Here is a 24,396-nt window from a genome sequence, read left to right as displayed (position 1 = left end):
GCCGCGCCGCCCGAGACGGGTCAGCCGAGTGCGGCGATCCCCGCACCGATCATTCCGATCCCCGCGGCGAGCAACCCCGCCGTCAGCACGGCCGCTCCGACCCAGAGCAGCAGGATGAGGCGGGTCGGCCGCTGTGGGTCACGACCGAGTACCGACAGGAAGAATCCGGCCGGCATGAGGATCGCCGCGACCGGCACGCCGTAGCGGGCGAGCGCGTCGAGCGGACCGGCGAGCGCCGCCTGGTCGATGACGCCCAGGACCGCGATGCTGAGGACGAGCAGCACCGCGGCGTGCGCGTGCCCGGCACGGAAGAACTTCTGCTGCAGCGCGTTCGCCGGCACGGCTCCGCGGGCGACCCGGGTGAGGAAGTACCCACCGGACTCCACCGTGATGAGCGCGAGGAGGAGCACGCCGATGAGGATGGCCGTCTGTGGTTGGATAGTCACGGTTCCCACTTTAGATAGTGGCACTATCCGAAACAAGGGGCAGGATGCGCGTCTCCGAACTCGTCGAACGATCCGGTGTGCCGCTCGCGAGCATCAAGTACTATCTGCGCGAGGGTCTGCTCATGCCCGGGGAGTCGACCGGCGCGACGCAGGCGCGCTACGACGAACGCCACCTCAAGCGGCTGCGCCTCATCAAGGCACTGACCGACGTGGTGGGCCTGTCCGTGCAGAAGGCCCGCGAGGTCATCGCCGTCATCGACGAGCCCGTCGCCGACCCCTTCGACAACCTCGGACGTGCGATCGCCGCACTTCCGCCCTACACCGATGCCACCGGCGACGCCCCGCGGGCGCGAGCCGTGCTCGAACGGCTCGGTCAGGTGTGCGATCCCTCCTACGCCGGGGTCGCGCAACTGGAACGTGCTCTCGAGGCCGCGGAAGCGGCGGGCATGCCGATGTCGGACGAACGCCTCGCCGTCTACGGCGAGCACGTGCGGGCCATCGCGGAATTCGACATCTCCGGAGTGCCGGACGACCCGGCGGCCGCGGTCGAGTACAGCGTGATCGGCACGACCCTGTACGAGCCCGTACTGCTCGCGATGCGCCGTCTGGCGCACCACGATGCCGCCTACCGGCGGTTGAGGGGTGCGGAACCCGGCAGCGCCGAGCCCTCGGCGGGCTGACTCAGGCGGTGACGAGGCGCTGCGCGACGAGCTCGGCGATCTGCACCGCGTTGAGGGCGGCACCCTTGCGCAGGTTGTCGTTGCTCACGAAGAGGGCGAGGCCGCGCCCATCCGGTACACCCTCGTCCGCACGGATGCGGCCGACGAAGCTCGGGTCCTGTCCGGCCGCCTCGAGAGGCGTCGGCACCTCGCTCAACGCGACGCCGGGGGCGTCGGCGAGCAGTTCCTTCGCGCGTTCCGGCGAGAGCGGGCGGGCGAACTCGGCGTTGATGGCGAGCGAGTGACCGGTGAACACGGGCACGCGCACGCAGATGCCGCTCACGCGGAGCTCCGGCAGGCCGAGGATCTTGCGGCTCTCGTTGCGGAGCTTCTTCTCCTCGTCGGTCTCGCCGAGGCCGTCGTCGACGAAGTTGCCCGCCTGGGGGATCACGTCGAACGCGATGCGCTTGGGGAACTTGCCGGGCTCGGGGAACTCGACGGCCGAGCCGTCGTGCACGAGCTGGATGGCGTCCTGGGCGACGACGGCGCGTGCCTGCTCGAGCAGCTCCTCGCCGCCCGCGAGACCCGCACCGGAGACCGCCTGGTAGGTGCTGACGACGAGCCGCTCGAGACCGGCCTCCTCGTGCAGCACCTTCAGCACCGGCATGGCCGCCATCGTGGTGCAGTTCGGGTTCGCGATGATGCCCTTGCGCGCATCCGCCATCGCGTCCGCGTTGACCTCGCTCACGACGAGGGGGACGTCGGGGTCCATGCGCCAGGCCGACGAGTTGTCGATGACGAGCACGCCGGCCTCCGCGAAGCGGGGGGCCTGCGCGCGGCTCGTCGTCGCGCCGGCGGAGAAGATCGCGACGTCGAGACCGCTCGGGTCGGCGGTCGAGGCGTCTTCGACGACGATCTGCTGGTCCTTCCACGGCAGTGTCGTGCCCGCGCTGCGCGCCGAGGCGAAGTAACGGATCTCGGCGACCGGGAAGTCCCGCTCCTCGAGCAGCCGACGCACGACGGCACCCACCTGACCGGTGGCGCCCACGACGCCGATCCTCACACCCTGGTTCATGTCGTTTCCCCTATCGGCCGGTGCCGGCGTAGACGACGGCTTCCACGTCGCTGTCGAGATCGAAGGCGCTGTGCACCGTGCGCACGGCCTCGCTGAGGCTGTCGGCACGGGTGACGACCGAGATGCGGATCTCGCTCGTCGAGATCATCTCGATGTTGATGCCCGAATCGCGCAGCGCCGAGAAGAAGCGGGCGCTCACGCCCGCGTTGGTGCGCATGCCGGCGCCGACGAGCGAGAGCTTGCCGATCTGGTCGTCGAACTGGAGGCTCTCGAAGCCCACCTCGCCCTTCGCCGCCTGCAGCGCCTGCATCGTCGCCGTGCCGTCCGACTTCGGCAGGGTGAACGAGATGTCGGTCAGCCCGGTGTTCGCGGCCGAGACGTTCTGCACGATCATGTCGATGTTCGCGCCGGTGCCGGCGACGATCGTGAAGATGTGCGCGGCCTTACCGGGGATGTCGGGCACGCCGACGACCGTGATCTTGGCCTCGCTCAGATCGGAGGCCACGCCGGAGATGATCGGCTCTTCCACTTTCGCACCGTCCTCGGGGTTGTAGACGATCGTGCCCTCGGCGTTCGAGAACGACGACCGCACGTGAAGGGTAACGCCGTGTCGACGGGCATATTCCACTGCGCGGATGTACAGCACCTTCGATCCGGCCGCCGCGAGTTCGAGCATCTCCTCGCTCGTGATGCGGTCGATCTTGGTCGCCGACTTCACGATGCGCGGGTCGGCCGTGAAGATGCCGTCGACGTCGGTGTAGATCTCGCAGACGTCGGCGTCGAGGGCGGCAGCGAGGGCGACGGCCGTCGTGTCGGAACCGCCGCGGCCGAGCGTCGTGATGTCACGGGTGTCGCGGTTGAAGCCCTGGAATCCGGCGACGATCGCGATGGCACCCTCGGAGAGTGCTTCGCGCAGGCGCACCGGGGTGACGTCGACGATGCGGGCGGCCCCGTGTCGGGCATCCGTGATCATGCCGGCCTGGCTGCCGGTGAAGCTGCGCGCGTCATGCCCCATGCCCTTGATGGTCATGGCGAGCAGCGCCATCGAGATGCGCTCGCCCGCGCTCAGCAGCATGTCGAGTTCGCGCGGTTCCGGCAGCGGGGTGACCTTGCCGGCGAGGTCGAGCAGGTCGTCGGTGGTGTCGCCCATGGCACTCACCACGACGACGACGTCGTTGCCCGCCTTGCGGGTCTCGACGATGCGCTTCGCGACGCGCTTGATGCTCTCGGCGTCGGCGACCGACGACCCCCCGTACTTCTGCACGATCAAGCTCACGTGGGCACTCCTGATGACGCCGGTCCGACTGCCCAGCATACCGGCGGGGTCGAGCGTGTTACGCCGCGCGGTCGAGGGCTCAGTGCTCGATGACGCGGCGGCCCTCGAAGGCGCGGCCGAGGGTGACCTCGTCGGCGTACTCGAGGTCGCCGCCCACGGGCAGGCCGGAGGCGAGGCGGGTGACCCGAAGTCCCGGCTGCATGAGCAGCCTCGTCAGATAGGTCGCGGTCGCCTCACCCTCGAGGTTCGGGTCGGTCGCGATGATGACCTCGGTCACGACGCCGTCCGCGAGGCGCTGCAGGAGCTGCCGGATGCGCAGGTCGTCGGGGCCGATGCCGTCGATCGGGCTGATGGCCCCGCCGAGCACGTGGTAGAGGCCGCGGAACTCGCGCGTGCGTTCGATCGCGACGACGTCTTTCGCCTCCTCGACCACGCAGATGGTGGCCGGCGAACGGCGCGGGTCACGGCAGATGCTGCAGGTCTCCTGTTCGGCGACGTTGCCGCAGATGGAGCAGAAGCGCACCTTCTCGCGCACATCGCGCAGGATCTCGGACAGCCGCGTGACGTCGAAGCTCTCGGTCTGCACGATGTGGAACGCGATGCGCTGCGCGGACTTCGGACCGATGCCCGGCAGCCGGCCGAGCTCGTCGATCAGGTCCTGGACGATGCCCTCGTACACTCAGCCCTCCGCTCGCGGCACGACGCGCGGCTGCACGACCTGCTCCTCGATGAATCGAGCCCCCAGGATCTCGCGCACCACCGACTCGCCGTAGCGCTGACGGCCCCCGATCGTCGGGCGCGGCGCCTGGCGCCGCGGTTCCGCGCGCGGAGCGGGCGTCGTGGGAGCCGGGGGGCGCGGAGGCGCGAGCGCGGGGCCGGTGTAGTCGTCTGGCTCGGGCTCCTCTGGCGGGGCGTCCGCGTCACCGAGCGGCGGGGGTCCGTCGTCGTCGGCGGGAGCGGCGGGCGTGCGCGTCGGCGCGGGTCGCGCGGGGGCCTCGGCACGCGACGCGGTGGCGGGACCGGTCGACGGCGGCGAGGGACGCTCGGCGGGGCGACCGGGAGTCGGCTCCTCGTCGACACGGGTCGGGTCGGAGGTCGGGATCTGCACGACGGCCCACCCACCGCTCGTCTCCGAGGTGGTAGGCGGAGGGGTCACGGCCTCCGGCACGGCGGCCGGGGCCGGCGCGGTGGCGGGGGTCGACGCGGTGGCGGGCGGCGCGGCAGCGGCGGGCGCGGGTTCCGTAGGGCCGGCCGACGAAGTGGTCGCGCCGTCCGCGCGAGCCGACCGCGCCGAGCCGGGCTCGACGCGGGCGATGAACTTCACCCGGATGCCGAGCACGTCGTGGATGGCACGACGGAGGAGCTCGCTCACGCTCTCGCCGGCGCCCTGCTGCTGGCGGAAGCTCGCCACATCCGTCTCGTTCGCGAAGACGACGGTGAGCACGTCGTCGTCGAGCGCGCGCGCCTGGGAGGTGTAGACGACCATCCACGCGGTGCGCTTCGCGCGCTCGACCGCGTCGAGGATCTCGGGCCAGGCGTCGCGCACCTGCTGGATGGTCACGGGGCCGGTGGGCCGCGGTCGTGCCGGAGTGGCGGGCGTCGCCGGGTCGGAGGCAGCGGCGGGGGCAGCCGGAGCGTCGTTGGCGGCACGAGCGGGTGCCGCGGCGGCGGCCGGCGGGGCGACGGGCGCAGCGGACACCGGTGCGGGTGCGGGTGCGGCGGGAGGGGACGCCGGTGCGACGGACGGAGTCGCGGCACGAGCCGGTTCGGGGCGCGGTGCGGGGGTCGCGCCCCCGTCGGCGTCGTCGATGCCGATGCGGCGCTCGAGCCGCTCCACCCGTGCGAGCGCACCGCGTTGGGTGTCGTCGCTCGCGGGCAGGAGCACGCGCGCCATCATGAGCTCGAGATGCAGGCGCGGCGAGGTCGCCCCCGTCATCTCGGTGAGCGCGCTGTTCACCACGTCGGCGGCGCGCGACAGCTCGGCGACCCCGAACGCGGACGCCTGCACGATCATCCGCTCGAGCTCTTCGGGCGTGACGCCGCGCAGCACCGCGCCGGCGCCTTCGCCCGTCGCAGCGACGACGATGAGGTCGCGCAGGCGCTCGAGCAGGTCCTCGACGAAGCGCCGCGGATCCTGACCGGTCTGGATCACGCGGTCGACGGAGGCGAACACGCCGCCCGCGTCGCGTTGCCCGAGCGCATCGACGACCTCGTCGAGCAGCGCACCGTGGGTGTAGCCGAGCAGGGCGACGGCCCGCTCGTACCGCACGTCGACGGCACCGGAGCCGGTCGAGGGCTCCGATCCGGCGATGAGCTGGTCGAGCAGCGACAGGGTGTCGCGCACCGATCCGCCGCCGGCTCGCACCACCAGGGGTAGCACGCCCGGCTCGACGCCGACGCCTTCGCTGTCGCACAGCTGCTGCACGTATTCGAGCATCTGCGCGGGCGGCACGAGACGGAACGGGTAGTGGTGGGTGCGGCTGCGGATGGTGCCGATGACCTTCTCGGGCTCCGTGGTCGCGAAGATGAACTTCACGTGCTCCGGCGGCTCCTCGACGATCTTCAGCAGCGCGTTGAAGCCCTGCGGCGTCACCATGTGCGCCTCGTCGAGGATGAAGATCTTGAACCGGTCGCGCGCCGGGGCGAAGACGGCGCGCTCACGCAGGTCGCGCGCGTCGTCGACGCCGTTGTGGCTCGCCGCGTCGATCTCGACGACGTCGAGCGAGCCGCTGCCCTCGCGCGAGAGCTCGACGCAGCTCGGGCACACGCCGCACGGGGTGTCGGTCGGGCCCTCGGCGCAGTTGAGGCAGCGGGCGAGGATGCGCGCGGACGTCGTCTTGCCGCATCCGCGCGGACCGCTGAAGAGGTAGGCGTGTCCGACCCGGTCGGTGCGCAGCGCCGTCCGCAGCGGATCGGTCACCTGCGACTGGCCGATCAGTTCGGCGAATGTCTCCGGCCGGTAGCGGCGGTAGAGGGCGGTGACCACTCCCCCAGGATAGACGCCGCCTCGGACGCCGCCGACGGCGTCGACGATCGGTGGACTCGCGGTCCGCCCGGGTGGGGGCGGCCCGGTCGGCCGCCACCGCTCCGCGGGGTTCCGGCCGCCACGACGGCCCCGGTCGCCGGCCCGGCGACGGCACGGGTCGCCCGACGGCGGGCGACAGCGAGAGCGAGCCCTGCGACGAGCAGCATGAGCGCGAGGATGCCGGAGTCGCCGGTCTCGGCGCCGGTCGCGGCGAGGCGGTCGCCCGTCGGTCGGGCCCCCTCCCCGGCTCCCGTGCCGCCGGCCGGTTCCGAGCCAGGGCCGGGTGCACCGGGGGTCCCCGGGCCGGAGTCGCCGGCCGGACGGTAGGTGAAACCGCCGGGCAGGTCGGCGCCGTCGGGATCGACGATGACGACGTCGACGGTGCCGGGGTCGGTCGCCGGGGGCGTGGTCGCCCGGATGCGGTCGTCGCTCAGCACTTCGACGTCCGTCGCCGACACTCCCCCGAAGGTGACGCCGGTCGCGTTCGCGAATCCGGTGCCGTCGATCGTCACGACCGTTCCGCCGGTGAGCGGACCGGAGCCGGGCGAGAGGGATGCGATGACCGGTGTGCCCACCCGGAGGTAACGGAACTGCCAGGCGTTGGACGGTCCCTCCGGACTCAGCGCGACGACCTCGGCGGGACCTTCCGCGTTCGCCGGGACGGTGACCTCCATCGTGCGGTCGTCGATGACCGTGAGGTCGTCGCCGGCGACGCCGTCGAAGACCACCGCGGTCGTTCCGCTGAACCGCACGCCGAGGATGCGCATCCGCGCACCGCCGCTGACGTAATCCCAGCCCGGGTCGGCGGAGCTCACCGCCGGGGCCGCGTCGGACAGATAGGTGTACTCGAGCGGGTTCGACGCTCCCCCGGGATGCTGCACGACCACGTCGACGAAGCCGGTGCCGGGCGGCGTCGTGACGCGCGCCGCGGTGTCACCGTCGACCACGAGACCGGTCGCGGGGATGCCGCCGAAGGTCACACCGGTGGTGCCGGTGAGGCCCGTGCCGGTGATGAGCACCTCGGTGCCGCCGGCGTCGGGCCCCTCGGACGGACTGAGGGAGGCGATGACGGGAGCCGTCCGGGCGAGGTAGGTGTAGGGCAGCGGGTTCGACCCGCCCGCCGGATGCTGCACGACGACCGGGACGGTGCCCGGCGTGGCACCGGGCGGTGCCGTCACACGGATCTCGGTGTCGGAGACGACCGTCACCGCGGTGGCGGGCGCACCACCGAAGGTCACGCCGGTCGCCCCGGTGAATCCGGAACCGATGAGGGTCACCTCCGTGCCGCCGGCGACGGGCCCGTGGTCCGGCAGCACACGGCCGAGGGCCGGCGCCCCGGGCGCGACGTAGGTGAAGTCGAGCGGGTCCGACGCACCCGAGGGATGCTGCACGACGACGTCCACGACGCCGGCGGCGTGGGCGGGGGTCGTGATGCGCAGCACGGTCGGGCCGAGCAACTCGAAGGCGGTGCCGGGGACTCCGTCGAAGGTGACGCCGGTCGCGCCGAGAAGACCCGTGCCGGTGAGGGTGACGACGGTGCCGCCGCTCACCGGTCCCGCAGCCGGGTCGATCGCCAGCAGGCTCGGGGCCGGGGGCAGGTAGGTGAACATCTCCGGGCCGGACGGGCCGCCCGGGTGTTCGACGACGACCTCGACCGCTCCGGGCGCGTGCGGCGGCGTCGTGACGCTCATCCGCGTGTCCGACTCGACGAGGGGTTCGATGCCGGGCTCGAGACCGAACAGCACTCCGGTGGAGCCGGTGAACCCCGTGCCGGTGAGCACGACCCGGGTGCCTCCGTCGCTCGGGCCGCTCTGCGGCTCGAGCGCCGTGAGAACGGGCGCCGGCGGCACGAGGTAGGTGAAGCCGAGCGGGTTGGATGCCGCGGCCGCCCCCTGCACGACGACGACGGTGGGCCCGGCGGGCCGGGCGGGCGTCAGGGCCGTGACGGTCGAGTCGTCGACGACCACGACCGAGCTCGCGGGCACGCCGCCGAAGGTCACCCCGGTCGCGCCGGTGAAGCCGGTACCGGTGATGGTCACGGCGGTGCCGCCGATGGTGGGGCCGGAGGTCGGCGTGATGCCGGTGAGGGCCGGCGCGCCGGGGGCGAGGTAGGTGAACGCGAGCGGCGCGGCGTCGCCGTCCGGGTGCTGGACGACCACGTCGGCCGGTCCCGGCGCGCCGGGCGGCGTCACGAGGTGGATGGTGTCGTCGTCCACGACGGTGAAGTCGGCCGGGAAGCCGTCGACCGTCACGCCGGTCGTCCCGGTGAGCCCGTCGCCCGTGAGCACGACGGCGGTTCCTCCGGCCTCGGGGCCGGAGTCGGGGGCCAGTGCGAGCACGGTGGGCGCGTCGGGCGCGATGAACGTGAAAGATCCGGGGTTCGAATCCCCGGCGGGGTGCCGCACGACGACCGGGACGGGACCCGCGGCGCGGGCGGGTGTCGTCACGACGAGTTCCGTGTCCGACAGCACCCGCGGAATGCTGCCGGGGACGCCGCCGAAGTCGACGCGGGTCGCTCCCGTGAAGCCGCTGCCCACGATGGTCACCTCCGTGCCGCCCGAGGTCGGGCCGGATCGGGGGGCGAGGTCGAGCACGACGGGCGCCTCGGGAGCCACGAAGGTGAAGCCCGCGGGACCGGACGATCCTGCCGGACCGGTGACGATCACGGGGAAGCGGCCCTCGACGTGCGCGGGGGTGACGACGGTGAGCCGTGTGTCGGACAGGATTTGGAGCCCGGTGCCCGGGACACCTCCGAACGCGACCTCGGTGACGCCGGTGAACCCGGTGCCGATGATGGTCACCGGGGTGCCTCCCGCGACCGGACCGGAATCCGGGCTCAGGCTCGCGACCGCCGGGGCACCCTCGGGCACGTAGGTGAAGGAGCCGGGCGCCGAGGACCCATCCGGGTGCTCGACGACGACCGGGACGGTGCCCACCCCCGGTGGGGTCGTGACGACGATGGTCGTGTCGTCGACGACGTCGAGTGCGGTACCGGGCGCGCCTCCGAAGGTGACGGCGGTGGCCCCGGTGAACCGGACGCCGGTGATGGTCACCTCGGTGCCGCCGCTCTCCGGTCCGGAGAGGGGGGCGAGGTCGATGATCGACGGGGCGTCGGGGGCGACGTAGTCGAACGTGAGCGGTTCGGAGGCACCCGCCGGATGCTGCACGACGACCTCGGCGGCTCCGGCGGCGTGGGCGGGGCTCGTGACGCGGATCTCACCGTCGTCGACGACCTCGAATCCGGTGCCCGGGATGCCGTCGAAGGTGACTCCGGTCGCGTCGGTGAACCCCGTGCCCCGGATGACCGTCGCGGTGCCCCCGGTCACGGGACCCTCGTCGGGCACGATGCTCGCGAGTGTGGGCGGCACCGCGAGCGAGTTGGCGCCGACGCGCCCCGTGGCGACGTCGAGGGTGAGCAGCTCGGGGATCGGCCCCCGGGGCAGCAGCGCCATCCGGAGTGCGGTCGTCGAGAACGGTCGTCCCGCGACGGCCGGGGTCGGCTCCTGCACGTTCACGGTGACCGAGAGCACCTCGTCGAGGGCGACGAGCGCGGGCTGCAGGGCTCCCGTCACCGGGGTCACGATGCGGGACTGGAGTCCGGACACCGCCGTGGTGAGGGGGCCCGTCAGTCCGGTCTGCAGCGTGCCGAGAACCGGCTGCACCGCGCCGAGCACGAGCGCGTCGGTCAGAGCGGAGACGTCGGCCGCGCCGAGGGCGGTGATCGTGACGAACGGCGAGTCCCCGATGGCGGGTGCCGTGAGCAGTTGTCCGAGCGTCCCCCGCACCGTGACGGAGAGCAGGGGCAGCGGCACGAGCCCGAGGCTCGCCGTCACCGAGACGTCGACCGCGGCACTGTCGAGCGCACGGGTGAGGCGGGTCTGCACGTCGTTCACGTAGGTCTGCACGAGTCCGAGCACGGTGGAGGAGACCGCGTCGAGAGTCGCGGCGTCGAGCACGGGACTGTTCGGCGCCCGGCCGTTGAGTCCGGCACCGAGCGCGGCGAGGTCCACTCGCAGCACCCCGGAGGCGAGGTCGACGGTGACGGGGGTGCCCTCGCCGAGCACCGTCGGGAGTCCCGCCATGGCGGCCGCGAGATCGACGGTGACCGTGCCCACCGCGGTGTCCACCCGCAGCAGACCGAGGCCTCCGAGGGTGTCGCTCACGACGCCGGCGACGCCGTCCGAGAGCCCCGTGCCGGCATCGGCGAGCGGACCGGCGATCGAGCCCTGCAGCTCGGCGACCGTCGTCGTGACCGCGGAGGTGATGCCGCCGAGCGTGACGCTGTCGACCACGAGCTCACCGCCGACGATCTCGTAGTCGCCGACGGGCTGCCCGCCTTCGACCGACGTCGCACTCGCGCTGAGCGCTCCGAGCTCGAAGCGCAAGTCGGCGACCTCCGCCGCGAACTCGTCGCCGAGCACATCCTCGAGGCCGAGCGTCAGCTCGCCCGGCACGCCACCCGGAACCGCGCCGACGCCGATGCCGCCGCTCTCGGCCACGAGTCCGGACGCTCCCGTCGAGGTCGCGTCGTCGTCCGCCCGAGCGTAGGAGCTCAGCAGCCCCACGTCGGCGAGGCTGATCGGAAGCTGCACTCCGCCGGGGAGGTCCACGACGAGGGCTTCCAAGACGGAGGGGTCGAGCGGATCGCGGTCGAGTTCGTTCGTAGACCCGTCGCTCTCGGCCTGCGTGCTGCCGAGCAGGGCCAGTTGGGGCGCGCTCAGCGTGCCGAGCAGTGACCCGGAGAGGAATTGCCCTTCCGCGCTCGACCGATCGCCCGGAGCAGCGGAGGCCGAGCCGGCCCCGAGTGTGAGCATCCCGGCGACGAGCGTCGTGATGCTGAGTGCGGCGATCGCCGATCGACTGTTCCGGCGCGCGCTCGCAGGCAGGCTCGAATGGCCCATCGCCCCATCCCCCACAGATAGATCCAACCCGGCAGGCTGCGATCGGCGGTCCGAAGTGGTTTGCCTCGGTGACGGGATGGTTCGTCCGTCGCCCTGCGGTTCGCGTGGTGCACCGGTGTTCGGACTCTAACGCCGCTGGGGCATCCGGGGCTAGCCCCATGACCGAGGGCAGAACAACCCGTCCGGGCCCGAAGACCCGGGCGGGGACGAAAAAGACCCCTCGCGCACCCGCCAGAGCCCGGTTACCCTTGCTGCGTTTCCGCCCTGGGGGAGTTGGCCTGGATGGCGCCACGCGAGGAGCCGGTATCCAGTGTACCCGCAGCCCGGCATGGTTGCCTGGCGGTATGAGGATCGCCATCGCCGGAGGACACGGCAAGATCGCCCTGCTGCTCGCTCGACTGCTCGCGGACGCCGGCTCGCAACCGTTCGGCATCGTGCGCAACCCCGACCATCTCGCCGCGGTCGAATCAGCGGGTGCCGAGGGCATCCTGCTCGACCTCGAGGAGGCCGATGTCGACACGCTCGCCGAGAAGCTCGAGGGCATGGATGCGGTCGTCTTCGCCGCGGGAGCCGGGCCGAACAGCGGGGCGGAGCGCAAGCTGACCCTCGACCGCGACGGGGCGATCCTGCTCGCCGACGCCGCCGAGAAGGCGGGCGTGCGGCGCTACGTCATCGTCAGTGCGATCGGGGCCGATGAGTTCGACCCCGAGTCCGACGACGTGTTCCAGGTGTACCTGCGCGCGAAGAGCGAGGCGGATGCGGATGTCGCCGGTCGTGACCTCGACTGGACGATCGTGCGTCCCGGCGGGCTCACCGACGACCCCGGCACGGGTTCCGTGACCGTCGGCGACGAGGTCGAGCGCGGGCAGATCCCCCGGGCAGACGTGGCGGCGGTGCTCGCCGAGGTGCTGCTCAACGACCGCGCCGTGCGACGCCGGTTCGAGCTCGTCTCGGGGGGAACGCCGATCGCCGAGGCGCTCGCCTGACCTCAGCGCGGCGGACCGTCAGCGCATGCCGACCGCGGCGGCGCTCTGCCGCGCGATCTCGAGCTCCTCGTTCGTGGGGATGACGAGCACCTCGACGGGGGAGCCGGCGGCCGAGATGCGCCGTTCGTCGCGCGAGTCGAGTTCGTTGCGGTCGTCGTCGATGCGGATGCCGAGGAACTCGAGCCCGGCGAGCGTGCGCCGGCGGAGGAGGGCGTTGTTCTCGCCGACCCCGGCGGTGAAGACGATCGCGTCGAGTCCGCCGAGCGCCACGATGTAGGCGCCGAGGTAATGGCGGATGCGGTGGCGCCAGACGGCGAGCGCCGTCAGCGCCGCCTCGTCGCCGTCGCTCGCGGCGCGCTGCACGTCGCGCATGTCGCCCGTGCCGGTCATGCCGAGCAGACCGCTGCGCCGGTTGAGCAGGTCGTCGAGTTCGGCGATGCCCAGCCCGGCCACACGGTTCAAGTACGGGAGCACCGCGGGATCGAGGTCGCCGGATCGGGTGCCCATGACGAGCCCCTGCAGCGGCGTCAGCCCCATCGACGTGTCGATGCTGCGGCCGCCCTGCACGGCCGTCATCGACGCGCCGTTGCCGAGGTGGAGCACGATCGTGCGCAGCGAGCCCAACGGCCGGCCGAGGAACGCCGCGGCCCGCTCCGAGACGTACTTGTGCGAGGTGCCGTGGAATCCGTAGCGGCGCACGTCGTGTTCGCGGGCGAGGTCGCGATCGATCGCGTACGTGTACGCCTCCGGTGGGAGGGTCGCGTGGAACGCGGTGTCGAACACGGCGACGTGCGGCACCTCGGGCAGCGCGGCGCGCGCGGCCCGGATGCCGAGCAGGTTCGCGGGGTTGTGCAGCGGCGCGAGCGGCGAGAGCTCGTCGATGGCGCGCTCGACGGAGTCGTCGATCGGGGTGGCGGTCGTGAACCGGGAGCCGCCGTGCACGACCCGGTGGCCGACGGCGGCGATCTGCGTGGTGTCGCCGAGGTCGGCGAGGATGCCGCGGACGCCGTCGGCGTGATCGGCGACGGCGGATCCGGCTTCGCCGATGCGTTCGAGGGAGCCGCGGGCGAGCGACTCGCCCGTCGTGGTCTCGATCACCTGGTACTTGATCGACGACGACCCCGTGTTGAGCACGAACACCCGGCTCATGACGCCGCTCCCATCGTCTGCGCCTGGATGGCGGTGATCGCGACGGTGTTGACGATGTCGCGCACGAGCGCTCCGCGCGAGAGGTCGTTGATCGGCTTGTTGAGCCCCTGCAGCACCGGTCCGATGGCCACGGCGCCCGCGCTGCGCTGCACGGCCTTGTAGGTGTTGTTGCCCGTGTTCAGGTCGGGGAACACGAACACCGTCGCCCGCCCGGCGACCTCGCTGCCCGGCAGCTTCGCGCTCGCGACGGTCGGGTCGGCGGCGGCGTCGTACTGGATCGGGCCCTCGACGAGCAGGTCGGGTCGGCGCTCGCGCACGAGTCCGGTCGCCTCGCGCACCTTCTCGACGTCGGCTCCCGATCCGGACTCACCCGTCGAGTAGCTCAGCATGGCCACGCGGGGGTCGATGCCGAATCCGCTCGCCGTCGTCGCCGACGAGATGGCGATGTCGGCGAGCTGCTCCACCGTGGGCTCGGGGATGACGGCGCAGTCGCCGTAGACGAGCACCCGGTCGGCGAGCGCCATCAGGAACACGCTCGACACGACCGAGACCTCCGGTCGGGTCTTGATGATCTCGAACGCGGGGCGGATGGTGTGGGCGGTGGTGTGCTGCGCTCCGGAGACCATGCCGTCGGCGAGCCCGAGGTGCACCATCATCGTGCCGAAGTACGAGACGTCGGTGACCGTGTCGAAGGCGAGCTGCGGTGAGACGCCCTTGTGGGCGCGCAGCCGCGCGTACTCGTCCGCGAAGCGCTGGCGCAGCTCCGGGTCGAAGGGGCTCACGATCCGGGCGGCGGAGAGGTCGAGGCCGAGCTCGGATGCCCGCGCCCGCACCGCCTGCTCGTCGCCGAGGATGGTCAGGTCGGCGACCTCGCGCTGGAGCAGCGCGTGTGCGGCGCGCAGGATGCGGTCGTCGCCGCCCTCGGGGAGCACGATGTGCTTGCGGTCGGAGCGGGCCCGATCGAGCAGGCGGTGCTCGAACATGAGCGGGGTCACCACGCCGGACGGCGCGAGCTGAAGTCGCTCGCCGAGGCGCGACCCGTCGACGTGGCGTTCGAACAGCGCGAGTGCCGTGTCGTACTTGCGGGGCGAATCGGCGGCGAGCCGGCCGCGGGTCTGCGTCACGCGCAGGGCGGTCTCGTACGTGCCGAACGCCGTGCGGGCGATCGGCAGCGACCCGGCGAGCCCTTCGATGAGCCGCTCGACCGCCGGTGCGGTCGGGAACCCGCCGTTGAGCAGGATGCCCGACAGCGACGGGAAGGTGCCGGATGCGTGTGCGAGCAGCGTGCCGACGAGCACGTCGGAACGATCCCCCGGCACGACGACGACGGCGCCCTCGAGCAGGCGCGGCAGCACGTTCTCGAGCGACATCGCCGCGACGACCACGCCGAGGGCGGCGCGTTCGAGCAGTTCGGGGTCGCCGCGCCAGAGGGTCGCCTCGGTGGTCTCGAGCACGGCGCGCATCGTCGGCGCGACGAGATACGGGTCCTCGGGGATCGCCCACACCGGAGCCTCGGCGTCGTGTGCGGCGACCGCGGTCGTGACGGCCGCGACCGACTCGTCGAGGGCATCCGGATCGGCACGGTTGACGACCACCCCGAGCAACGCCGCGTGCTCGGCGCGCAGCTCGGCGGTCGTCACCTCGGCGACCTGACGCAGCTCATCCGGCGTGCGCGGTCCGACGCCCTCCGCCCGGCGCCCGCCGAGCACGAGCAGCACGGGCGAACCCAGGTTCGCGGCGACGCGCGCGTTGAACGACAGCTCGGTGGGCGTGCCGACATCCGTGAAGTCGGAGCCGATCACGACGACCACTTCGCAGCGGCGGGCGACGGCGGAGAACCGGGCGACGATCTCGCCGAGTGCGGCCTCCGGGTCGGCGTGCACCTGCTCGTAGGTGGTGCCGATGCAGTCGTCGTAGTCCAGGTCGACGCTGTCGTGCGCGAGCAGCAGCTCGAGCACGTAATCGCGTTCCTCGCTCGATCGGGCGATGGGGCGGAACACGCCCACGGTGCCGATCGAACGGCTCAGGGTCTCGAGCACACCGAGGGCGACGGTGGATTTTCCGGAGTGCCCTTCGGCCGACGTGATGTAGATGCTGGTGGCCACAGCCCAGCCTAGACACGAGCGGATGAACGGGTGCTGGCAGGGGCGCACGGCACCCGCGGCGCGACCCGTTATGATCTCAGGAGGTCATCGTCAAGCCGTACCGGGCGGGGACCCGCCAGGAGGATTCGCCTAGTGGCCTATGGCGCACGCTTGGAAAGCGTGTTGGGTGAAAGCCCTCGGGGGTTCGAATCCCCCATCCTCCGCCATTGTGATGGGCCGGGCATCACGCTGCAGCAGACCGGGGTGACTGCATGGACGAGTCCACGACCGTGGTGCACATCCGGCCCCGCCGATCGCTCCTGCGCACGTCGCTCATCACCTTCGCCGCCGCGAGCGTGCCGATCTTCGGTGCCCTGTACTGGTACAGCGCGAGCGCCGGCGGATGGACCTCGGTGCTCGCCGTGCAGCTGGTCGTCACCGCCGTGTGCGTGGTCTCGTATCTGCTGCAGTTGCGCGTCTACGCGGCCGTGAGCGGCGGGGTGCTCCACGGCAACGGCATCTACAGCCCCGTCGTGCGGGTGCCCCTGGCGGACATCCGCCGGGTCGTGCTGACGCAGGTGTACTCGCCCGGCGCGAGCGACACGACCACGCAGTGGACCGCCGTCGACGAGGGCGACCGCTGCCTGTTCCGTCTGCGCGGACACTACTGGCACGCCGACGACCTGCGACGACTCGCCGCGGCGACCGGCGCTCCCGTCGAGACCGACGACGAGGCGATCAGCGAGAAGGAGTTCTTCGCGCGTTTCCCCGGGAGCGCCTACTGGTTCGACGGTCGCCCGTGGTTGCGCGTCGTTCTCATCGCGGCCGCCCTGCTCGTCTCGGTCGCGGTGGTCGCGTTCCTCATGAACGCCGTCGGCGTTCCGCTCGCGCTGCGCTGACGCTCAGATCTCCGCGTCGGTGCGGATGCCCAGCAGCGTGCCGTTCGGCTCCGACGGCAGCGGCGTGAACCCGAGTCTGCGGTAGAACGCGATCGCGCCGCTGTTGTCGGGGTGCACCCCGAGGTGCACGCCCGGCACGCCGCGCTCCCGCAGTTCCGCGAGCAGCCGGCGGATGAGGGCACGACCCCAACCGCGGCCCTGCGCTTCGGGCAGCAGGTCGATGTGCAGGTGCGCGGGGAACTCGTCGAGCTCCGGAATGAGCATGCGCTCCGGCCGGAACCCGGCCGCCGTGTCGTCGTTGCGCTCGTACCTCTCCGCGAAGTACGGCAACCATTCGGTGCGCCAGCGTTCGACGAAGGCGCGGGTGTCGGCCGCCGCGATCACGTAGCCGACGACGGCGCCGTCCTGCTCGACCACGAACGCCGACTCGGGCTCGAGGTCGACGTACGGGCCGGCCCAGATGTCCCCGGGCAGATCGTCGCTCGCGAACCGGCCGCGCGCATCCGCCCCGATGTCGGCGGTGCGCACGCACACGTCGTAGACGGCCGCGCGATCCTCCGGCCGGTACGGGCGGATGCGGTCAGCGTTCGCGGGGGCACCCTCCTGATCGCGGGTCATCCGTTCACCGCCGACGGGGTCAGCTCGACCGGCGCGGCGAGGGCGAACTGCCGCACCGGCACCGCCCGGGTGGCCGAGCACATGCTCAGCAGCGGCTCGGAGAGCTCGGCCGTGAGCTCGACGGTCGCGACCGAGCCGTCGGCGTCGAGCTCGACCGTCCAGCCCGATTCGTGGCGCGTCTCGCGCAAGGGCGGGAGGGCGTCGATGCGGGCGTCGCCGGTCGCGGCACGGGCGAAGGACTGCGCGGCCTGCACGACGTTGGTGAGGGAGCTGCGTCCGCGGAAGTACCGCTCGTCGATCACGCCGTCACGATAACGCTCCACGATCCCCGCCGCATCGTGCGCATCCACCCGCCCGAAGTAGAGGCCGTGCGGCAGCACGATCATGGTGGCGGCGAACCGGTCGCCGCCGAGGTGGGAGCACTCCCACGTGTGCTTCGGGAAGGCCTTCGCAAGAGCGGCGACGACCGGGCGCCCCTTCACCGCACAGCACTGGTCGTGGCGGGCGTGGGTGCAGACGCAGATCACCGGCTCGGTCGACGGCTCCCCCGTCGACCCGTCGAGCGGCACGTCGAGCAGTTCCGCGGGATCGGTCACCGATCCCCACACGACCGACTCGGAGCCGGGACGGGAGTCGACGATCGCCCAGCGGTACACCGTCTGCCGACGTCGTTCGTCGGCGCGACGCCCGGTGCGCCGGATCGCGAGCGGACGCATCCGCGCGCCCTCCACGCGGGTGATGAACCGGCGCGCCAGGTGGGGATCGAGTCTCGACTGCAGGATCGCCTGCGTGCCCCACGCGCCGTCGAGTTCGACGAGGAACCACCGTGCGCCGAAACCTCCGGTGCCGGCGAGCGGATCGCCGCGTTCGACGGACCGGTCGCTGCACGGCTCCCATCCGATCGCGGGGAGGGCGCGGGCGGTCATCGCACGACCAGGATCGCTTCACGCAACAGGCGCCTGGTCACCACGAGCGACGAGGACTCGTCGAGCCCGGGGAGGCTGCCCGCCTCCGCGACCCCTCCCCCGACCAGGTGCTCGAGCGCCTCCGCCGCCTCGACCGGCATGGACAGCGTCGTGCCCCGCGCCGAGATCCGCACCGCGGGGCCGGCCCGTTCGACGCGGGCGGCGAGTCCCGCCCGGAGCCCGACCCGGGTGGTCGGCTCGAGCGACGACAGCGCCTCGACGGTGGCGAGGGGACGCACCGGCTCGGGCCGTGTGGCGTCGGAGAGCCGGCGCGAGAAGTGGTCGGCGAGGGCCGCCGAGGCGTCGTCGAGGTCGACGGCGGCCGTGACGTCGGAGACCAGCTCGGTCAGCATGGTCCGCAGCGCGACCGGATCGCGGAGATCGGCGCCCATCGGCAGGGCGGCGCGCACGCGCTCGGACGACGACGCGGCGCGCAACAGCCGTTCGAGCGCGTCGAGGCGCGTGTACGCGGCCACCCCGATCGTGAGGTGGATCGAGGTGCCGCCGAGCGCGGTGGCGGAGTGGATCCAGCCGCGCGGCAGGTAGAGCACGTCGCCCGGCCGGAATGTCTCGTCGAGTGCCGGCGGTTCGGCCGCGCGCGCGGCGACCGCCGCCCGGTGGTCGGTCCAGGGTTGGCTGCGCAGCGGGTTCGGGTGCACCGGTTCGTGGATGGTCCAGTGCTTCTCGCCGGCGATCTGCACCACGAAGACGTCGTGCACGTCGTAGTGCGGATCGAATCCGCGCGACGAGGCGGGCGTGATGTACGCGTTCACCTGACACGGGTGCCCGAGCTCTTCGGTGAGCCGACGGGTGAACTCGACGAGCGGGGGCCAGGTGCGGTGCAGCCCCTGCAGCACGATCGTGGCGCCGTCGGCGAAGCGGGCGAGGACTTTGGCGGGGTCGAGTTGGTCCGACACCTCGGCTCCGAAGCCCCCGGAGCCCGTGTAGTCCACGGCGGGCAGCACCGCGCCTTCGCGCGCCATCCGGACGAAGGGGGTGCGCAGTGCGCGCTCGCTCAGTAGCTCGTCGACGTCGGCGCTCGAGAAGAGGTCCTCGAACGTGCCGCCGAGCTCGTCCGCGGTCGACAGCAGGGCGCGGCGCCCCCAGGTCTCCTCAGCGAACCGGTCGAGGGGTCCGGTGAGCAGGCGTGAAAGCGCGGGCCGGGATTCCGGCCCGCGCTCGACCGATCCGCTCAAGCGGAACCGTCTGCTCCGCCGTCGTGGCCCTGCGTGTTCGCGCCGCCGTCGGCCACGCCGTCGCCCGCGGAGCCGTCGGCTCCGCCGTCGTGACCTTCCGCGTTGGCGCCGCCGTCGGCCACGCCTTCACCGGCCGAGCCGTCGGCCCCGCCGTCGTGACCTTCGGCGTTGGCGCCGCCGTCGGCCACGCCCTCGTCGGCCCCGTCGTTGCTCGTCGTGATGTCGCCGTCACCGATGCTCATGTAAACCCTCCGGACGTGTCGTGGGCCGGGATCCCGACCCGTGCTCAGGCTACGCCGCACGCTCCGGCCGAGCAGCGGATTCCCACCATTCCCCGATGTGCGGCACGGTCGTTCACGCGGTCGTCGCGAGCCGGTCCTCGAGGCCCCACTTCTGCCCGTAGCCGCCCTCGACCTCCGGCCGTGCCATGAGCTCGAGGAACGGCTCGGCGTCGAAGGCCTCCGGTCCCATCACCCCGACGCCGGACCAGGTGCCGGCCGCGAGCAGTTCGAGCGCGATGACGGGGTTGAGCGCGGTCTGCCAGACGACGCACTGGCTCTCGTATTCGGCCATCGTCCATTCGTTGTCGCTCACGTGGTAGAGGTACACCTCGCGGCGGTTTCCGTCGACGCCGGTGCCGGTCACCCAGACGCCGGCGCACGTCTTGCCGGTCATCCGCGGGCCGATCGTGGCGGGGTCGGGCAGCGCCGCCGCGACGACGTCGCGCGGAGCGACCTCGACGGGACCGGCGCCCGAACGGACGGTGAGCGGCGTGGTCGAGTCGAGCCCGAGCCGGTGCAGGGTCTTGAGGATGCCGATGAACTCCTCACCCAGGCCGTACTTGAAGGTGACGCGCTTGGCGTCGAGCACCCGCGGCATGAGCAGCACCTCCTCGTGCTCGACGTTGACGCACTCGACCGGGCCGATCCCCTCCGGGAAGTGGAAGACCTCGGGCTCGGAGAACGGCTCGGTCGTGTACCAGCCGCGCTCCTTCTCCCACACGACGGGCGGGTTGAGGCACTCCTCGATGGTCGTCCAGATGCTGAAGCTCGGGGCGAAGAGCTCGTTGCCCGCCTCGTCGCGCACGACCAGGTTCGCGCCGTCGCGCGTGCCGAGCTCGTCGACCTCGCTGAACAGGTGGTCGACGGCGTACCGCGCGAAGACGTCGCTGAGGCCGGGCTCGACGCCCATGCCGACGAGAGCCAGCCGCCCGGCCTTCTCCCAGTCGGGAGCCTGGGCGAACTGGTCGTCGCCGAGCTTGACGCCGGGCTCGCGATGCGGGTCGGTCGGATGCGGCTCGCTGAGACTCATCGCCATGTCGAGGTAGTGGGCACCCGCTGCGAGCGCCCCGGCGAACACCGTCGGCACGAACTTCGGCTCGACCGCGTTCATCACGTGCGTGATGCCGTGCTCCCGCGCGACCGCGGCGACCGCATCCGGGTCGGAGGCGTCGATCCGGGCCGCGACGAAGCGGCCGCCCTGCGGGCCGTGCTTGGCCTCGATCCAGGCGATCGTGCGCTCGGCGCGCCCGGGGTCGTAGTCGCTCACGACGATCGTCTCGAAGAAGGAGCGGCGCGCCGCGATCTTCGCGATCGCGTCACCCACTCCGCCGGCACCCACGAGCAGGATTCTCATGGCCTCACGTTAGCGCCGGGTCACGCGTGCCGCTCGACGAGCCGGTCGAACGCCGCATCCAGTTCGTGGTCGACGACCCGGCGGGACTCGTCGGCGTCGAACCACTCGAGCACCTCGCGGGCGCCCTTCCAGTACGGGATCGTGGCCGTGTACTCGGGCACGAGCGACTTCACCTTGCTGTTGTCGAAGATGACCGAGTTCGCCTTGTCGCCGACGAGCCCCGGACCGAGGTCGGGCAGCTCCCGGGCGATCGCGTCGCTCGCGATGTGCACGAGCTCCGCCTGCACCCCGGCCGCGGAGGCGAGGATGTGCGTGATCTGGTTCCAGGTGAGCGCCTCGTCCGAGGTGATGTGGAACGCCTCGCCGACGGCCCGCTCGTTGCCGAGCAGTCCCACGAAGGCGACGGCGAAGTCACGGGTGTGGGTGAGCGTCCAGAGGCTGGTGCCGTCGCCGGGCACGACGACGGGCTTGCCCCGCCGCATCCGGTCGATCGCCGTCCAGTCGCCGACGATCGGGATGCTGGTGCGGTCGTAGGTGTGCGACGGACGCACGATCGTGGCGGGGAATCCGGAGTCGCGGTAGGCGGCGGTGAGCACGTCCTCGCTCGCGATCTTGTCGCGGGAGTACTGCCAGTAGGGGTTGCGCAGCGGCGTCGACTCCGTGATCGGCAGTCTCGCCACGGGCTTCTGGTACGCGGAGGCCGACGAGATGTAGACGTATTGCGCGGTGCGGCCGGAGAACAGCTGCACGTCGGCGCGCGCCTGCTCCGGGGTGAAGGAGCGGAAGTTGACCACGACGTCGAAGTCCTCGCCGCCGATCGCGTCGGCGATCGACGACGGGTCGGTCGCGTCGCCGGTGACGTGCCGCGCACCCTCGATGGGCGGGCGGGTCGAGCTCTGACCGCGGTTGAGCAGCGTGAGGTCGTAGCCGCGCTCGACGGCGAGGGCGCTCGACGCCGAGCTGATGATGCCGTTGCCGCCGATGAAGAGCACGCGTAGAGCTGACATGGAGTTCCTCCCGGATCCTGCACCCTGGCGTGCGGATCGACTCTAGCCTCCGACCCCGAGCCCCGGACCGGTGGTCGCCACGTCCCGACCTGCCGTTCAGGTTTGCCGGGCGAGCACCTCTTCCCGACGTCTTCGCCGGGACGCTCTCGACAAAGCGTAACCTAACGGTTACGCTTTTGCCGTGGACGCGTTCGACGGCTTGGCCGACCCGGTGCGCAGGCGCCTGCTCACGGCGCTCGCGGTCGGGCCGCTCACGGCGGGAGAACTGGCCGCCGGCGAGCCGATCAGCCGTCCCGCCGTGAGCCGGCACCTGCGGGTGTTGCTCGAGTCGGGACTCGTCGCAGTGACGGCCGAGGGCCGCCACCGGCGCTACCGCCTGCGGCCCGAGTCGCTCGACACGGTCGAGGCGTTCTGCGCGGCGCTGCGACGCCCGCCAGTCGCCGCATCCGCGCTGGATGCGCTCGAGCTCGAGGTGCGCCGCACGGTGCGCGACCACGCCACTGCACGCCCCGATGAAGAGGAGATCGCATGAGCACGCCCCGCCCCACCGGCACGGTCGGCGACGGACCCCGCGGCCGAGAGGTGCGCCTCACGCGCCGCTACCGCGCCGCTCCCGAAGCCGTCTGGGCCGCCCTCACCGAATCGGACCGGCTGGAGCGCTGGATCGGCCGCTGGGAGGGCGACCCGCGCACCGGCCGGATCTCGTTCTTCATGACCGCCGAGGGCGAGGACGTCGAGCCGGAGGAGTACGTCATCCGGGAGTGCGACCCTCCCCGGCGCTTCGCCGCGGACACGGCGGTCGGGGAGCAGCACTGGCACCTCCGGTTCGAGCTCGAGCACTCGCCGGAGGAGGGGATGACCACGCTCACCTTCGCCCAGCTGCTCGCCGACGACGACATGTCGAACGTCGGGCCCGGATGGGAGTACTACCTGGACCGCCTGACCGCCGCGATCGAGGGCCACGACGTCGACGCGATCGCCTTCGACGACTACTACCCTGCGCTGAAGGAGTACTACGCGGCGCTCGCGTGACCGCCGGCGCCGCGTCCCTCGTCGATCGGGCTCGTCAGCGGCTCAGTGCGGGCACCGTGCGGGGACGCACGATGAACCACAGCGCGGCGATCGACACGAGGGTCGTGCAGATCATCACGCCGCCCATCGGCACCGCGTCGACGATGTCGAACAGGCCGACGACGGGCGAGATGAGCCCGGCGAGTCCGAAGTTGACGGCACCCAGCACGGACGCGGCGGTGCCGGCCTCCTTGCCGTGGTTGACGAGCGCGAGCACCTGCACGCACGGGAAGCAGAATCCGCACGAGAGGATGAAGAACCACAGCGGCACCATGATGCCGATCAGTCCTGCGCCCGCCTGATCGAGCAGCACGATCGCGATCGCGGCGAGCAACTGCACGACGGTCGCAGCCGCGATGATCCACTGCGGGCCGAAGAACTTCGCCAGCCGCGACGAGATCTGCACGCCGGCGACGACCCCGACGGAGTTGATGCCGAACAGGAGGCCGTACTCCTGCGCGTTGAGTCCGTAGACGTCCTGGAAGAGGAACGACGACGAGGAGAGGTAGGCGAACAGCCCGGAGAAGTTCATGCCGGCGACGATCGCCACGCCCACGAACACGCGGTCGGAGAAGAGCGCCTTGTACCGCTGCCGCGCCGTCGAATGCCCGGGATCGACCCGCCGCGACGGCGGCAGGGTCTCGACGATGAGGAACATCGCCGCGATGATCACGAGCACGCCGTAGGCGGCGAGGAAGACGAAGATGCCGCGCCAGTCCACCACCTGCAGCAGCTGCGATCCGATGACCGGCGCGAGGATGGGCGCGAGTCCGTTCACGAGCGCGAGTCGCGAGAGCATCCGCACGAGCGGGTATCCGCCGAACAGGTCGCGCACCATCGCCATCGCGACGACGCCGCCCGCGGCGGTGCCGACCCCCTGCAGCACGCGGAACACGGCGAGCCAGCCGAAGTCGGGGGCGAGCGCCGCGCCGAAGCTCGCGAGGATGTGCACGGCGGTCGCGATGATGAGCGGCGTGCGTCGCCCGACCTTGTCGCTCCACGGCCCGACGAGCAGCTGCCCGACGGCGAACCCGATGGTGGTCGCGGTCAGGGTGAGCTGGATGGCGGCCGCCGACACGTCGAGGTCGGCCTCGAGTGCCGGGAACGCCGGCAGGTAGAGGTCGATCGTGAACGGGCCGAGCGCGGTGAGCGCGCCGAGCACGAGCACGTAGACGAGGCGCTGACGGCCGGTCAGCGAGTCACCCGGATGGACGACGGTGGTCACAGAAGATCCTTGGAACGAGGGAGGTGGGGCGAGCGCAGCGTCGTCGGGGCGCGGAGTTTCCAGCCTAACGACGGGCCTCCCCCGTTCCCGCATCGCCTGGGCTCTGGCTGGCATTCGGTTGTCGAATGATGCGGATGCCCAGGACTCCGTTCCGGGAGCCCGTCGAAAGGGATCGGCCG

General features: G+C 71.9%; 20 protein-coding genes, 1 tRNA gene and 1 other RNA gene. 6 read left to right on the top strand and 16 right to left on the bottom strand.

The features are described from left to right. Window positions 1-20 precede the first annotated feature (20 nt). Window positions 21-446: a hypothetical protein gene (locus tag CLV46_RS03235; RefSeq protein ID WP_245866464.1), complete on the bottom strand. Its 426-nt coding sequence runs from the start codon at window positions 444-446 to the stop codon at window positions 21-23. Window positions 447-490: 44 nt separating this feature from the next. On the opposite strand from CLV46_RS03235, the gene CLV46_RS03230 reads away from it, so the two are divergent. Next, entirely contained in the window at window positions 491-1,126 is a 636-nt protein-coding gene (locus CLV46_RS03230; protein ID WP_100363453.1) for a MerR family transcriptional regulator, read from the top strand. Window position 1,127: 1 nt separating this feature from the next. On the opposite strand, the gene CLV46_RS03225 is transcribed toward CLV46_RS03230, so the two are convergent. The 6 genes from CLV46_RS03225 to ffs form a co-directional block, all read right to left on the bottom strand. Continuing rightward, window positions 1,128-2,180 carry an aspartate-semialdehyde dehydrogenase gene (locus CLV46_RS03225; RefSeq protein WP_100363452.1) on the bottom strand — a complete coding sequence of 351 codons (1,053 nt, stop codon included), beginning with the start codon at window positions 2,178-2,180 and terminating at the stop codon, window positions 1,128-1,130. A 10-nt stretch (window positions 2,181-2,190) separates the two neighbouring features. Beyond that, the gene (locus tag CLV46_RS03220) at window positions 2,191-3,456 is read right to left on the bottom strand and encodes an aspartate kinase (protein ID WP_100363451.1); all 1,266 of its coding nucleotides are present in this window, start codon (window positions 3,454-3,456) and stop codon (window positions 2,191-2,193) included. 79 nt (window positions 3,457-3,535) lie between these two features. Next, a complete protein-coding gene (gene recR / locus CLV46_RS03215) occupies window positions 3,536-4,135 on the bottom strand; it encodes a recombination mediator RecR (RefSeq protein WP_100363450.1) in 600 nt (199 codons plus the stop codon). Beyond that, window positions 4,136-6,442 (bottom strand): DNA polymerase III subunit gamma and tau, encoded by a 2,307-nt coding sequence (locus tag CLV46_RS03210; protein ID WP_100363449.1) that lies wholly within the window; start codon window positions 6,440-6,442, stop codon window positions 4,136-4,138. It abuts the gene before it with no gap. Further along, window positions 6,391-11,382 carry an IPT/TIG domain-containing protein gene (locus CLV46_RS03205; RefSeq protein ID WP_100363448.1) on the bottom strand — a complete coding sequence of 1,664 codons (4,992 nt, stop codon included), beginning with the start codon at window positions 11,380-11,382 and terminating at the stop codon, window positions 6,391-6,393. The genes CLV46_RS03210 and CLV46_RS03205 overlap by 52 nt, the downstream gene beginning before the upstream one ends. Before the next feature lie 208 nt (window positions 11,383-11,590). Then, window positions 11,591-11,687: signal recognition particle sRNA small type (gene ffs / locus CLV46_RS03200), an RNA gene on the bottom strand. Between the two features lie 39 nt (window positions 11,688-11,726). Between ffs and CLV46_RS03195 the strand changes: the two genes are divergently transcribed. After that, window positions 11,727-12,368: an SDR family oxidoreductase gene (locus CLV46_RS03195; RefSeq protein WP_100363447.1), complete on the top strand. Its 642-nt coding sequence runs from the start codon at window positions 11,727-11,729 to the stop codon at window positions 12,366-12,368. Window positions 12,369-12,386: 18 nt separating this feature from the next. Here the strand turns inward: CLV46_RS03195 and CLV46_RS03190 are convergent, their stop codons facing one another. Both CLV46_RS03190 and pta read right to left on the bottom strand, forming a co-directional pair. Next, window positions 12,387-13,517, bottom strand: coding sequence for an acetate/propionate family kinase (locus CLV46_RS03190; RefSeq protein WP_100363446.1), 1,131 nt, complete (start codon window positions 13,515-13,517; stop codon window positions 12,387-12,389). Continuing rightward, window positions 13,514-15,622 carry a phosphate acetyltransferase gene (pta, locus tag CLV46_RS03185; RefSeq protein WP_100363445.1) on the bottom strand — a complete coding sequence of 703 codons (2,109 nt, stop codon included), beginning with the start codon at window positions 15,620-15,622 and terminating at the stop codon, window positions 13,514-13,516. Before pta ends, CLV46_RS03190 begins: the two co-directional genes overlap by 4 nt. 118 nt (window positions 15,623-15,740) lie before the next feature. On the opposite strand from pta, the gene CLV46_RS03180 reads away from it, so the two are divergent. Both CLV46_RS03180 and CLV46_RS03175 read left to right on the top strand, forming a co-directional pair. Beyond that, window positions 15,741-15,828, top strand: a tRNA-Ser gene (locus CLV46_RS03180). Window positions 15,829-15,873: 45 nt separating this feature from the next. Then, window positions 15,874-16,500 (top strand): hypothetical protein, encoded by a 627-nt coding sequence (locus tag CLV46_RS03175; protein WP_100363444.1) that lies wholly within the window; start codon window positions 15,874-15,876, stop codon window positions 16,498-16,500. A gap of 3 nt (window positions 16,501-16,503) precedes the next feature. Here CLV46_RS03175 and CLV46_RS03170 read toward each other — a convergent pair whose 3' ends face one another. From CLV46_RS03170 to CLV46_RS03145, 6 genes are all read right to left on the bottom strand, one after another. Next, complete coding sequence (locus tag CLV46_RS03170; protein ID WP_100363443.1) at window positions 16,504-17,118, bottom strand: GNAT family N-acetyltransferase; 615 nt, start codon at window positions 17,116-17,118, stop codon at window positions 16,504-16,506. Continuing rightward, window positions 17,115-18,044 carry a ferredoxin family protein gene (locus CLV46_RS03165; RefSeq protein WP_100363442.1) on the bottom strand — a complete coding sequence of 310 codons (930 nt, stop codon included), beginning with the start codon at window positions 18,042-18,044 and terminating at the stop codon, window positions 17,115-17,117. The genes CLV46_RS03170 and CLV46_RS03165 overlap by 4 nt, the downstream gene beginning before the upstream one ends. Further along, a complete protein-coding gene (locus tag CLV46_RS03160) occupies window positions 18,041-19,279 on the bottom strand; it encodes a cupin domain-containing protein (protein WP_100363441.1) in 1,239 nt (412 codons plus the stop codon). The genes CLV46_RS03165 and CLV46_RS03160 overlap by 4 nt, the downstream gene beginning before the upstream one ends. Next, entirely contained in the window at window positions 19,276-19,521 is a 246-nt protein-coding gene (locus CLV46_RS03155; protein ID WP_100363440.1) for a BatC protein, read from the bottom strand. The genes CLV46_RS03160 and CLV46_RS03155 overlap by 4 nt, the downstream gene beginning before the upstream one ends. Window positions 19,522-19,633: 112 nt before the next feature. After that, a complete protein-coding gene (locus tag CLV46_RS03150) occupies window positions 19,634-20,914 on the bottom strand; it encodes a saccharopine dehydrogenase family protein (protein ID WP_100363439.1) in 1,281 nt (426 codons plus the stop codon). A gap of 20 nt (window positions 20,915-20,934) precedes the next feature. After that, entirely contained in the window at window positions 20,935-21,921 is a 987-nt protein-coding gene (locus CLV46_RS03145) for an SDR family oxidoreductase (RefSeq protein ID WP_100363438.1), read from the bottom strand. A 181-nt stretch (window positions 21,922-22,102) separates the two neighbouring features. On the opposite strand from CLV46_RS03145, the gene CLV46_RS03140 reads away from it, so the two are divergent. Continuing rightward, window positions 22,103-22,453, top strand: a complete 351-nt coding sequence (locus CLV46_RS03140) for an ArsR/SmtB family transcription factor (protein ID WP_100363437.1) — start codon at window positions 22,103-22,105, stop codon at window positions 22,451-22,453. Further along, window positions 22,450-22,953: an SRPBCC family protein gene (locus CLV46_RS03135; protein ID WP_100363436.1), complete on the top strand. Its 504-nt coding sequence runs from the start codon at window positions 22,450-22,452 to the stop codon at window positions 22,951-22,953. Before CLV46_RS03140 ends, CLV46_RS03135 begins: the two co-directional genes overlap by 4 nt. Window positions 22,954-22,987: 34 nt before the next feature. On the opposite strand, the gene CLV46_RS03130 is transcribed toward CLV46_RS03135, so the two are convergent. Continuing rightward, on the bottom strand, window positions 22,988-24,217 hold the full coding sequence (locus CLV46_RS03130) for a multidrug effflux MFS transporter (RefSeq protein ID WP_100363435.1): 1,230 nt from the start codon (window positions 24,215-24,217) through the stop codon (window positions 22,988-22,990). Window positions 24,218-24,396: the final 179 nt, after the last annotated feature.

This window comes from Diaminobutyricimonas aerilata (assembly GCF_002797715.1).
GTDB lineage: Bacteria > Actinomycetota > Actinomycetes > Actinomycetales > Microbacteriaceae > Diaminobutyricimonas > Diaminobutyricimonas aerilata.
This window is presented reverse-complemented; position numbering and strand designations above follow the sequence as displayed.

Coding starts and splice junctions, on each gene's coding strand:
- CLV46_RS03225 (WP_100363452.1), bottom strand. CDS start 2,180: ATGAACCAGGGTGTGAGGATCGGCGTCGTGGGCGCCACCGGTCAGGTG.
- CLV46_RS03195 (WP_100363447.1), top strand. CDS start 11,727: ATGAGGATCGCCATCGCCGGAGGACACGGCAAGATCGCCCTGCTGCTC.
- CLV46_RS03165 (WP_100363442.1), bottom strand. CDS start 18,044: ATGACCGCCCGCGCCCTCCCCGCGATCGGATGGGAGCCGTGCAGCGAC.
- CLV46_RS03170 (WP_100363443.1), bottom strand. CDS start 17,118: ATGACCCGCGATCAGGAGGGTGCCCCCGCGAACGCTGACCGCATCCGC.
- CLV46_RS03205 (WP_100363448.1), bottom strand. CDS start 11,382: ATGGGCCATTCGAGCCTGCCTGCGAGCGCGCGCCGGAACAGTCGATCG.
- CLV46_RS03175 (WP_100363444.1), top strand. CDS start 15,874: ATGGACGAGTCCACGACCGTGGTGCACATCCGGCCCCGCCGATCGCTC.
- CLV46_RS03230 (WP_100363453.1), top strand. CDS start 491: ATGCGCGTCTCCGAACTCGTCGAACGATCCGGTGTGCCGCTCGCGAGC.
- CLV46_RS03150 (WP_100363439.1), bottom strand. CDS start 20,914: ATGAGAATCCTGCTCGTGGGTGCCGGCGGAGTGGGTGACGCGATCGCG.
- CLV46_RS03190 (WP_100363446.1), bottom strand. CDS start 13,517: ATGAGCCGGGTGTTCGTGCTCAACACGGGGTCGTCGTCGATCAAGTAC.
- CLV46_RS03155 (WP_100363440.1), bottom strand. CDS start 19,521: ATGAGCATCGGTGACGGCGACATCACGACGAGCAACGACGGGGCCGAC.
- CLV46_RS03145 (WP_100363438.1), bottom strand. CDS start 21,921: ATGTCAGCTCTACGCGTGCTCTTCATCGGCGGCAACGGCATCATCAGC.
- CLV46_RS03135 (WP_100363436.1), top strand. CDS start 22,450: ATGAGCACGCCCCGCCCCACCGGCACGGTCGGCGACGGACCCCGCGGC.